This window comes from uncultured Rhodospira sp. (genome assembly GCF_937138205.1).
GTDB lineage: Bacteria > Pseudomonadota > Alphaproteobacteria > Rhodospirillales > Rhodospirillaceae > Rhodospira.
Window position 1 is genome coordinate 1 of the sequence record NZ_CAKZOT010000060.1, and the last position, 10,959, is coordinate 10,959.

Annotated in this window: 8 protein-coding genes; 4 read left to right on the forward strand and 4 right to left on the reverse strand. The window is 70.1% G+C overall.

Annotation, left to right across the window (positions count from 1 at the left end; translation table 11 throughout):
• Positions 1 to 164: 164 nt before the first annotated feature.
• Positions 165 to 4,766, reverse strand: a complete 4,602-nt coding sequence (locus Q0309_RS08730) for a 2-oxoacid:acceptor oxidoreductase family protein (protein WP_299439617.1) — start codon at positions 4,764 to 4,766, stop codon at positions 165 to 167.
• A gap of 639 nt (positions 4,767 to 5,405) precedes the next feature.
• Between Q0309_RS08730 and Q0309_RS08735 the strand changes: the two genes are divergently transcribed.
• Positions 5,406 to 6,446, forward strand: a complete 1,041-nt coding sequence (locus Q0309_RS08735) for a lysylphosphatidylglycerol synthase transmembrane domain-containing protein (protein ID WP_299439619.1) — start codon at positions 5,406 to 5,408, stop codon at positions 6,444 to 6,446.
• A gap of 232 nt (positions 6,447 to 6,678) precedes the next feature.
• Positions 6,679 to 7,155 carry an Hsp20 family protein gene (locus Q0309_RS08740; RefSeq protein ID WP_299439631.1) on the forward strand — a complete coding sequence of 159 codons (477 nt, stop codon included), beginning with the start codon at positions 6,679 to 6,681 and terminating at the stop codon, positions 7,153 to 7,155.
• Positions 7,156 to 7,301: 146 nt separating this feature from the next.
• Here the strand turns inward: Q0309_RS08740 and Q0309_RS08745 are convergent, their stop codons facing one another.
• Positions 7,302 to 7,655, reverse strand: a complete 354-nt coding sequence (locus Q0309_RS08745; RefSeq protein WP_299439621.1) for a hypothetical protein — start codon at positions 7,653 to 7,655, stop codon at positions 7,302 to 7,304.
• 22 nt (positions 7,656 to 7,677) lie between these two features.
• A complete protein-coding gene (locus Q0309_RS08750; RefSeq protein ID WP_299439623.1) occupies positions 7,678 to 8,367 on the reverse strand; it encodes a YggS family pyridoxal phosphate-dependent enzyme in 690 nt (229 codons plus the stop codon).
• A gap of 35 nt (positions 8,368 to 8,402) precedes the next feature.
• Between Q0309_RS08750 and Q0309_RS08755 the strand changes: the two genes are divergently transcribed.
• A complete protein-coding gene (locus Q0309_RS08755; RefSeq protein ID WP_299439625.1) occupies positions 8,403 to 9,032 on the forward strand; it encodes a thiamine phosphate synthase in 630 nt (209 codons plus the stop codon).
• Here Q0309_RS08755 and Q0309_RS08760 read toward each other — a convergent pair.
• A complete protein-coding gene (locus Q0309_RS08760) occupies positions 9,017 to 9,820 on the reverse strand; it encodes an NAD(P)-dependent oxidoreductase (RefSeq protein WP_299439627.1) in 804 nt (267 codons plus the stop codon). The two genes, Q0309_RS08755 and Q0309_RS08760, sit on opposite strands and share 16 nt — an antisense overlap.
• A gap of 183 nt (positions 9,821 to 10,003) precedes the next feature.
• Here Q0309_RS08760 and Q0309_RS08765 point away from each other — a divergent pair.
• On the forward strand, positions 10,004 to 10,959 hold a 956-nt coding region (locus Q0309_RS08765), incomplete at its 3' end, for an Rpn family recombination-promoting nuclease/putative transposase (protein ID WP_299439629.1).

Here is a 10,959-nt window from a genome sequence, read left to right on the forward strand (position 1 = left end):
CCCGCCGCGTTCGCGGCGGTCAGACGCACCCTACGGGCTCTTCACCCTCGTCTTGCGTCGAGGGTTCGCCATGACAAGTCATGATGCCGCGCGGCGGACTGGGGCTTCGCCCCGAATCCGCCCTCCTGAGGCGAGCGCGACCCTGACGCGCCCGGCCCGGCGGATTACTCCGCCGGTTCCAGGGCCTTGCCGCTTTCGACCTCGGCCTTCAGGGCGTCGATCTCCGCCTTGTGGGCCTTCTGCAGCCGCTCCAGATCCTGCCCGGCCAGGGCCTGCAGCAGGCGCCAGTAGCGGCGGCGTTCCTCGACCAGCGCGATGATCGGCGCCGAGATCGGCAACCGCGCCAGCGCCCCCTCGCGCACCGCCCACACGAACGGGATGACGCCCGCGCGCTCGGCCTCCGGCAGGTCGATGTACTCATGCACCGGCATCCCGGCGGCCTCGGCGGTCAGCGGCTTGCCGACGAGCTGGCGGCGGAAACGGCCCTCGATCAGCGCGAAGTCGGCCGGGGTCAGCGGCACCTCCATCTTCTGCGTCTGGCCCGCTTCGTCGGTGTAGACCAGTTCGTGCGTGGTCCAGTCCTTGTCCACGTCCGGGTTGCCGACCAGCGACAGGCGCTCGGCCATGCTGTCGCCGGCCTCCGGATCATGGATGAACACCGGGCAGATGCGGCTGCGCACCGCGACCTTGGCGTGCTCGGCGGCCATGGCGTCGCCCAGGCCCTGCTCGCCCTGGCACGGCGTGTAGATGTCGATCAGCGCCGGCGACGAGGTATGGGCCAGTGCCGCCAGCGTGCCCTTCAGGAAGTGCGCCTGCATCCCCACGGCGGTCTGCACCACCATGACGCGCGGGTGCATCATGGCGATGAGACCGAGTTCCTTGCGGCCGTCCGCCTTGCCGGCATGGGCCGCGCCAACGCGCGACAGGTCGGAGTCCTGCGCCGTCAGGCTGGCCGTCGAGGCCTGTCCACCGGTGTTGGAATAGGCGCCGGTATTCAGCACCACCATCTTGACCGGGGTGCCGGTGGCCAGGATGCGCGACAGGGCACCGAAGCCAATGTCATAGGTGGCGCCGTCGCCGCCCATGCTGATCACGGTCGGCAGTTGTGCCCGCTCCGCCGGGGTGAAGTCATCCCACGAGAAGTGGTTGAACATCGCCCCGTGCTTGGCCGGGTCGAAGGCGTCGGCCAGTTCCAGCTCGGCCAGGCGCATGGCCTTGAACTCGACCGCCGCGTCGGCGGCCACCCCCTCGAACAGGCCCTTGGCCACCGCCGGGGTGTCCTGGAACAGGCTGTTGACCCACGGGTCCCGGTACTGGGTGAAGGGGAAGGTCGAGGAATACACGCTGGAACAGCCGGTCGCGTTGGCCACGAGGTTGGCGGACGGACCGGACCCGGTTGGGCCGCTTTCCAGGCGGAAGAGGTAGGCCTCCAGGGTGTCGATCAGGCCCTCGATGCGGGCGCGTCGATCCGTGTCGCCGGCCGGCAGCGCCGCCAGCTTGTCGGTCAGCCCGGTCAGACGCCGGTCGATCTCGGCCATCTGCGCTTCCCGCGCCTTCTGGAACTTGGCATGGCTGGCGGCGACGAACAGGCGCACCGCCGTCGCCTCGCCACAGCCGCGACAGGCGCCGTGACCGCCGGTGGTCGAGTAATACGTGTCGTGGTCCAGGATCATGCGCTTGGCCTGCCCGCCGGACACGTTCTCGGTGAAGCGCGCCGGGGTGTTGGGCTGGCGGGTCATGATCTCGAAGCGATCGCGCAGGGTCTCCAGGATCTCGTCGTCCTGCGCGCGCTCGATGATGGCGTCGGGCGCGCAGACGGTGACGCACTCCAGGCAGCCGCTGCACTTCCACGGGTCGATGGCGATGGAGAACAGGGCGCCGGTGCCCGGCTCCTTGCGCTCCGGCTGGGTGTAGAACGGCGCCGTGCGGGCCACCGGGAAGCCGGCCAGGATGCCCGCCACCTGCTCGATCTCTGCGGACAGACCGGCGCCGGCCGCCTCGGTCGCGGCCTCGGCGAATGCCTCGTGCAACGGCTTGGGCGCCTTGCCGGCGGTCTTGAAGGCGGCGTGGATGCCGGCGGTGATGGCCTCGGCGTGGGCTTCCAGCGCGGCGCGCTTGTCGGCCGGGTCCAGTTCACCGATGCCCCAGCGCACCAGGTCGCCCACCTCGTGCAGGGTGGCCGGCATGGCCGCGTCCGGGCAGATCAGCGAGCATTCCAGGCAGCCGGTGCATTTGTCGAAGTCGATCTCCGGCACCTGGCGGCGGAACAGGCCCTTGTCCTTCATGGCGCCGCTGGCCGGCGGCATGAACAGGCCGGCGCCGGGCATGACGGGCGCCTCGCCGACGGTGCCCTCGCGGAACGGGCGGCCGATCATCTCCTCGAAGTACGAGGCATCGAACATGGCCGTGGGCGCGCACGAGGACCCCAGGCCGCACAGCGCGGCCGAGAGTTCGACGCCCCGCGTGGCCGCCTCGACATTGGCGCGCTCGGCGTCGATGTAGGCCGGCTCGTCATAGGGCACGGGCACGGTGCTGCTGATGCCGTCGCGGATGACGGCCATGTTGCCCTCGACCACGGCCTCGCCCTTGGCGCCGAACTTCTTGGTGATCTGCTGGCGGATGCGTTCCAACAAGGTGGCTTCGTCCCCGCCGGCCTTGGCCCGGGCCTCGTGACCGCACAGGGCGCCGATGAAGGCAATGCCCATCATGCGGGTCTCGAACTCGGCCGAGGGCGCGTGGCGCCGGGCCACGGCGAAGGCGTCGACGACGTACAGGTTGATCTTCTTTTCGCGGATGTCGCGACGGGCGACCGCCGGCAGTTCGCGCCAGACATCCAGAGGGCTGCGGTTGGACTGCAGGACGAACGTCCCACCCGGCGCCAGCCCGCGCAGCGGGTTGGAGTGCGAGAAGACCTTGTGGTCCGGCGACAGGACGATCTCGACGTCCTCGATCTCGGCGTTGGTGATCTTCACCGGATCGGGGCTGAGGGTGATGTAGTAGTTGGTGGGCGCGCCGCTCTTCTCCGAGCCGTACTTGGGCGCCGACTTGGAGTACAGGCCGAGCACGCCGGAGAGCACGTCGGTCAGCAGCTTGCCGGTGGCCACCGTGCCGTAGCCGCCGACCGAGTGGAAGCGGATGCGAAAGGCGCCCTCCGGCAGCAGGTGCGGGTTGGCGCCGGTCTTCAGCGCCATCAGCTCGGTTTCCGGATAGGCGGCCTTCAGCTTGGCCTGCGCCTCGGCCAGCCGTTCCGGCGGATCGGCGTAGAAGAACTGCGAGCCCAGGTAGACCAGCGGCGACGGGCTGCCGGCGTCCATGGCGTCGAACGCGGCCACCAGGTGGCGCGGCTGCAGGTCGTGCCCGCCCAGGCCGAAGATGGCGGTGGTCAGGCGCGGCGTCTCGGTCATCGCCCGGATGCCCGGGTAGCGCTCGCCGGCCGCGTTCTCGCGCGCCTTGTTCAGCGCCCGGCTCACCAGACTGGTCAACGCGGTGATGTCGGAGCGTTCCAGCACCGTCATGGCCTTTTTGCCGGCCACGGCCTCGATGAACTCGGCCTCCGGGAACGGCTGCAACAGCTTGATGGAGACCGAGCCGACCTTGCGGCCCTGCTGGCGCAGGTGGTCGACCACCGCCTCGACGTCCTGGGTGACGGAGCCCAGGCCGATCAGCACGGTCTCGGCGTCCTCGCACCGATAGGTCATCACGGGCGCGTACTGGCGGCCGGTCATCTCGTTGTAGGCGGCCATGGCGGCGCGGGCCAGGCGCGGCACCTCGGACGCGAAGTGGGTGAAGTGGTCGACCGCGCCGGCCTGGAAGTCCGGCTGGTTCTGCACCGGCCCGGTCAGGCCCGGGTTGTTGACGTCCACCAGGGCGGGAACGCGCTGGCGCGTGCCCTTCTCCCAGGCGTTCAGCCACAGGCGGCGCCAGCGCGCGTGCAGATCGGCCGGCACGTGGGCCAGCGTCTGGCCGATCAGCGCACCGTCGCTGTCGGTTTCGATGGCCTCTTCGTTGTCGGCCAGGAAGACATTGAGAGCGGCCACCGCCGCCTCGCCCAGGGTGTCCTCGTGGCGCTCGATCCAGCCGCGCAGCTGATGCACCCGGCCTCGGGCGCCGAACAGCAGCGCCTGGGCGACGGTCGGCGCCGGCATCCGCCCGGCCGGGTCGCCCAGGTACTCCTTCAGAAGCTCCGGCCGCGGCAGCACGGTTTCGCTCATCATGTGGCTGGTGGCGAAGCCGTCCATGGCGTTGGCCACCGGGATCAGCGAATCGGCGGCGATCTTGTAGGCGATGGCGGCCAGATCGGCCGCCTCCTGCGGGGTGGAGCCGAACAGGATGGTGTAGCCCGACGGCAGCAGGGCATAGACGTCGTCATGGCCGGCCATGACGTTCAGCGAGTGGCGCGAGACAACGCGCGCGGCGATGTGCAGCACGAAGCCGCCCACCTTCTTGCCCACGGTGACGAAATGGGACTCCAGGCCGTACAGAATGCCCTGGCTGGACGAGGCGTTGGAGATGTACTTGCCGCCCGTCAGCGACGCGCCGAGCGCGCCCGACTGCGCCGAGTGCTCGCCCTCCGGCTCGAAGAAGAACGGATGGTGCCCCCAGACATTGCAGCCGCCCTTGGCCCGGAAGTCCTCGTACAGTTCCGAGATCTCGGTGGAGGGCGTGATGGGGTAGCCGATGACGCCGCCGCAGACGTGCGACATCACGTGAGCCACGGCGCCGTTGCCGTTCATGACCGTGGAGATACCTTCAAACGTCGTGCTCATCCGATCCATCCCGCAGTGTTCAGGGGGGTGGGGCGCCTCGTGTGGCCCCGACCACGTGTCATTGTGCCGGGCAGGGTCGCGCCCTGACCGGGGTGAGGCCAGGGTGGCCGCGAACGAACCCCTGGGGATCCGAAGCTGTCCAACGCCGCCCGGCCGTCACGTGAGAGGTCTTTTCGCTTTCGCATCATTCTCGCACGTGACACAGACATGCTGCGATGCAAAATCGCGCCTTCCTTATTATATTCTGTGCGAAAAGCAAATACCGAAATTATCGTTCGATGCGTCGACCCGCCCCCGTATCGAATGCGGACGAACGGACCACGCAAGGGCACAGCTTAAGCGAAGGGAACGGACCAGGCAGACGCGCTGAGCGCGGGATCATACGACGTCCGTTTGATCTGTTCCGGTTCGGTTGGCGTTGGCCGTCTCCTCCACCCGTCGGGGGGAGGTTGGGGTGGGGTCTTGCGCCGCTCTGTCGACTCGCGCGAACGCTGGCGGAGACGTGTCAATACGATAGCCCTATCCAGGAGAGGGAGTCCGAGCGGCGCCCTCCGCCAGACCCGTCCGCCGCTGTCATCCGGCGCCGTTCTCGGCTACAGGGAGGCGTCACACGCCCGTTGTCCGGAGCCCGCCCCCGTCATGACGTCTTCTCGGCCCCGCCGTCGCCCGCCCAAGCTTCTGCCGGCGCTGGCCTGGCAGCTTCTGTTGGCCGTTGTGGCCTGTGCGGCCCTGGTGGCCTGGCTGCTGCCCAGCGGCGCCTGGGGCCAGGTAATGGCGGCGCTCGCGGCCACCGACCCCCTGCCGGTGCTGGCCGCGCTGGCGGTGTATCCGCTGCTGCCGGTGGTCCGCGCGCGGCGACTCCAGATCGCGCTGGGCGGATCGGCGGCGTCCCCGTCGCCGGGCCTGTGGCCCATGACCTGGGTCGCGGCGCTGCATTCGGTGCTGGCCAGCTTCGCTCCGATGCGCCTGGGCGAACTGTCGCTGGTCTGGTTGCTGAACCGCGCGGCCGGCACGCCCCTGGCGGCAGGGTCGGCGCTGCTGGTGGCGTTGCGGATGATCGACCTGGTGATCGTGCTCGCCGCCGGGGTGTTGGCCTTGGCCCTGCTGCCGGCGGCGCGCGACGCGGTTCCGCACGGGGTGACCCTGGCCGGCGGCGCGGCGGCGGCGATGCTGGGCGGGTTGCTGCTGGCGCCCTGGGTGGCCGGGCGGCTGCGCCACCTGACTCCGTTCGGCGGCGCGGGGCGGCTGGCGCGGGTGTGGGAGACCCTGGTGCAGGCGCTGGCAGCCCTGACCCCGGGCGTGCTGGCGCGGTTGCTGGCGTGGACCGTCGCGGCCTGGGGCCTGATCTTCCTGATGGCGTGGCTATGCGCCAACAGCACGCCCGCGCCCGTGGGGCTGGCCGGCGGCGTGGCCGGCGGCAGCGCGACGGCGCTGGCCTCGGTGCTGCCGGTCAACACCTTCGCCAACGCCGGCACGTTCGAGGCCGCCTGGGTGCTAGCGCTGATGCCCGCGGGCCTGGACGAGGCCACGGCCCTGGTGACCGGCATCGTCTTTCACGCGGTGAACCTGCTGGGCTCGGCGCTGCTGGGGGGGCTGGCGGCGTTGATCGGCCCGGGGCGCCGGGCACCGGAGACGAGGCCTAGAGACAAACAAGAGAGCGAACCAGGATCAGCGCGGTGATCCGGCCTTCGAGGGCGATTCATCTGGCGAAAAATCCCTCTTGCGCGGGGCCTCGCCTCGCCCCAAATCGACGGCGTCCGGTTGCCCGAATGGGGACCGGACACCCCACCCGACCCTCTCGCGCGGCCTCGCCGGCGAGCCGGCGGGCAGGGTCACGAACCCACCACACCCGGGCCGCGATCACCCGATGCGCCCGGACGTGACCAAGTCGCTTCTGAAGGAGGACTTCATCATGCGCACCTACGACCTGTCCCCCCTGCATCGTTTCGCCATCGGCTTTGACAACGTCAGCCGTCTGCTGGACGCCGCCAGCCGCGTCGACGAGCAGGCCACCGCCTATCCGCCCTACAACATCGAAAAGGTCTCCGACGACGCCTACCGGATCACCATGGCCGTGGCCGGATTCGCGCCGGAGCACCTGGACGTCACCGTGCATGACAGCACGCTGATCATCTCCGGCCGCCAGGAGCGGACCGAGCCGCAGGGCGGCCAGTTCCTTCATCGCGGCATCGCCACCCGCGCGTTCGAGCGCAAGTTCGAACTGGCCGACCACATCAAGGTGCGCGGCGCGTCGATCGAGAATGGCCTGCTGCATGTGCATCTGGAACGCCAGGTGCCGGAAGAGAAAAAGCCGCGCCGCATTGAGATCGCGGGCGCGACCGGTGCCAGCGCCATCACGCACACGCAAGACGAGGCTGCGGCGGCGTAACGGCTCTGCCGCGATGGCGGCGACCCAGCCGTCAAATGCTTGACGTGACTGTCAGACGGGGCGGGAGGCTATCTCCCGCCCCGCACTGCGTTGTCCGTCCCGCCTCACGTCCATCATCAAACGCGAATGAACAAACGGGTCATGTCTTATCCGTTGGCATGATCGGACCCGTGCAGGATCGCCTCGCGCAGGCCGGTTTCGTAGGCGAGGCCTTCCGGCGTGACCCAGGCGCCGCCGTCGGGCCGCAATTCGGCCAGTCCCTTGCGCATCAGTGCCAACCACACGCCGGTGTTGTCCAATCCGGTGGCATCGGCCGACATGACCACAGAGGGGCCGACATGGAAATGGTCGCCGTGCGGACGCGGCAGGACCCCGATGTGGACGTTGCCCGTCTTCGCGTCGGTGCTGGCCACCGACGGGTCGCGCGCCAGTTCCTGCAGCAGGGTCAGGGTCTTCAGTTGCAGCTTATTGAGCTTCAGCGGATTGGACTTTGGCGGCACGGGTTTGCTCCGGTCGCGGGGGTCAGGATTTGGGCGGATACGGCCGTTCGCCGAAGATGGCCGTACCCACCCGAACGTGGGTGGCGCCGAGCTGTACGGCCACCGCATAGTCCCCGCTCATGCCCATGGAGACCACGGGCAGGCCGTTGCGCCGCGCGATCTCGCGCAGCAGGGCGAAGTGGGGTGACGGCTCGTCGTCAAACGGCGGAATACACATCACCCCCGTCACGGGAAGCTGGACCTCGTCGCGGCAGTGGGCGATGAAGGCGTCGGCCTCGGCTGGCGGCACACCGGCCTTTTGCGACTCCTCGCCGGTGTTGACCTGAATCAGGCAGGCCGGGCGGCGGCCCTGGCGCTTCATCTCCTTGGCCAGCGCGGCGGCCAGCTTGGGGCGGTCGACGGTCTCGATGACGTCGAACAGGGTCACGGCCTCGGCCGCCTTGTTGCTCTGCAACGGGCCGATCAAGTGGAGTTCGAGGTCGGGATACTGGTTGCGCAGGGCCGGCCACTTGCCCTGGGCTTCCTGCACGCGGTTCTCGCCAAACACGCGGTGCCCGGCGGCCAGGGCGGCCTCGGCACGGTCGGCGCCGTGGGTCTTGGCCACGGCCACCAGGGTCACCTCGGCCGGGTCGCGGCCGGCCTCGCGCGCGGCGGCCGCGATGGAGTCCTGGACGGCGGCGAGGTTGGCGGCGATGTCGGGGAGCGATGTCATGTTCGGGATCAGGTCGTGTTGAGGGAGGAACGGGATTGGCGCGTACCCTAGCAGACGCCGCGCGCCGCCTGAAAGCGGGACGGTGCCACCGAGTGCCGGCGGCGTGGCTGGTGAGCGATCCGGCGCGCTTGCCCGATCCGGTGCCGCCATTGGCGCGGATGCCGCGCGGGGCGGGGCTGATCTGGCGGCCCTACGGCCTGCCGCGCGACGAGGCGTTGGCCCAGGGTCGGCGACTGCGGCGCCTGACGCGGGCGCGCGGGATCGTCCTGCTGGTGGCCGGGGATTGGCGGCTGGCGGCGGCGGTCGGCGCCGACGGTCTGCACCAGCCGGAGGGACTGGCACGGCACGGCGTGCTGGCCCCGGCCCTGGGGTGGGCACAGCGCCGAACCCTGAGCGTCGCCTGTCACGGGCCGCGCGCCCTGGCCCGGGCGCGGGCGCAGGGCGCCTCCATGGCCGTGCTGTCCCCGGTGTTCCCCACCGCCAGCCATCCGGGCGCGGCCACGCTCGGCCCGCTGCGGTTCGCGCTGATGAGCCGGCGGGCCGGTCTGCCCGTGGTCGCCCTGGGCGGGATCACCGCCGCCTCCGCCCGCCACCTGCCCCCCGGCAGCACGGCCGGCCTGGCGGCGGTGTCGGGATGGGCGCACCCGAATCAATCGTCGAAGTGACCGAACGTCGCGAAGGCTCCGCCGTGCGTGGCGATCTCCGGCGCGTCGGGCGCATAGGGCGGGTTGGCTGCCTCGACCTGCTCACGAAAGACCTCGGCGTTGTCCTGTGGCCGAAAGCCGATGTGACTGGCGTACCGGTTGTCGTAGGGCGCCGTGGCGTTGGCCGACACGCCGAAAAGGATCGAGTGGTCCGGCCGCGTGCAGGTCAGCGCGGCGGCGACCAGCCGTTCCAGGTCGGCATAGCTAAGCCAGGTGGACAGCATCCGGCGGTCCTTCGGCTCCGGGAAGCACGAACAGATGCGCACGGAAATGGCCTCGATGCCGTACTTGTCCCAATAGTACTGCGCCAGCCCCTCCCCATAGGCCTTGGCGACGCCATAGTTGGTGTCGGGGCGCGGCGGCGTGCGGCTGTCGAGCACCTGGCTGAAGGGGTAGTAGCCGACGGCGTGGATCGAACTAGCCCAGATCACCCGGCGCACGCCGTTCTTCCGTGCGCCCTCGAACACGTTGTAAAGGCCGAGCATGTGGCCGCGCAGGATCTCGTCAAAGGGTGCTTCCATGCCCTTGCCGGCCATGTGGACCACGGCGTCCACGTTGCGCGTCATCTCCAGCACCGGGGCGGGGTCGGCCAGATCGGCCTGGATCACCTCCTCATGCGCCGCCGGCGGATCCAGCGGCGCGATGTCGGTGACGCGCAGGTGCGTGCAGTGCTTCGGCAGGACCGGGCGGAGCTGCCGCCCCAAGGCTCCGGCGGCCCCGGTCAGGAGAATGCGGTGGATCGGTTTCATGGCGCGGCCCTCGGTGGTGGGTGGACGGCGGCCCAGTATGGGGCGGGGGACGGCCGAGCGATACGCCTTTGGCGGTTCCCCCTGGCCCAGCGTGGACCGCGCCGTGCAGAATTCCGGGTTCCCCCGCCCTGTGTTCACCGATAGGAAGACAGACCCTTCGGTCTTGCGGAAGCTCCTGCCGCCATGTCCTCGCCCGCCAATCCGCACGATGCGCTGTTGCGCGCCCTGCTCGACGACCCCCGGCACGCCGCCACCCTCCTGCGCGAGCAGTTGCCCCCGGCGTTGGCGGCGCGGCTGTCCGACGCTGCGCCGACCCTGGAGGACGGCTCGTTCATCGACGAGCACCTGAAGGGAACCACCAGCGACCGGCTCTACCGGGTGGCTCTCGACGACGGCCGGCCAGCGTTCCTGTACGTCCTGCTGGAACACAAGAGCCAGCCGGACCCGCGCACGCCCTTGCAGCTTCTGTCCTACATGGTGCGCATCTGGGATCGCCATGTGGGCCAGGATGCCGCGCGGGTGCGCCGGCTGCCGCCGATCGTGCCGCTGGTGCTGTACCATGGCCGCAGCCGGTGGTCCGTGCCGGTGTCGGTGGTGGACTGCCTGGACGCGGACGACGATCTGCGCGACCTGCTGCGCGATTTCCGCTATGAGGTTCGGGACCTGGGGCACTGCCCGCCCGACGCGCTGTCCGAAGCGCCGGCCGTGCGCGCGGTGCTGCGCGCCCTGGCCACCCTCGGACGCACCGGAGACGCGTCGCTGGACGTGCTGGTCGAGATCGTGGCCGAACTGCCGGACGGATCGCTTCTTGAACGCCAAGTGGTGCGCTATATTCTCCACGTGGCCCGGACATTGACGGCGGAGGACTGGAGAGCGGTCGCCGCCCGGGCCAGACCGGACAGGGAGGCGAGCATGGTGTCTCTGGCGGCACAGGAATGGATGGCCCAGGGACGCGCCGAAGGCGAGAAGCTGGGGGAGGCGCGTGGGGAGGCGCGTGGGGAGGCGCGTGGGGAGGCGCGGGGCGAAATGCGCGCCATGAGGCAGGCGTTGCGGCGCACACTCACGCTGCGATTTGGTCCCCTGCCGGATGACGTCGCGACCCGGCTCGACTCGCTGCCGCCCGATGCTCTGGACAGCGC

Excerpts from the sequence above, each read along its gene's own strand:
- Q0309_RS08730 (WP_299439617.1), bottom strand. The coding sequence starts at position 4,766 with ATGAGCACGACGTTTGAAGGTATCTCCACGGTCATGAACGGCAACGGC.
- Q0309_RS08735 (WP_299439619.1), top strand. The coding sequence starts at position 5,406 with ATGACGTCTTCTCGGCCCCGCCGTCGCCCGCCCAAGCTTCTGCCGGCG.
- Q0309_RS08740 (WP_299439631.1), top strand. The coding sequence starts at position 6,679 with ATGCGCACCTACGACCTGTCCCCCCTGCATCGTTTCGCCATCGGCTTT.
- Q0309_RS08750 (WP_299439623.1), bottom strand. The coding sequence starts at position 8,367 with ATGACATCGCTCCCCGACATCGCCGCCAACCTCGCCGCCGTCCAGGAC.
- Q0309_RS08760 (WP_299439627.1), bottom strand. The coding sequence starts at position 9,820 with ATGAAACCGATCCACCGCATTCTCCTGACCGGGGCCGCCGGAGCCTTG.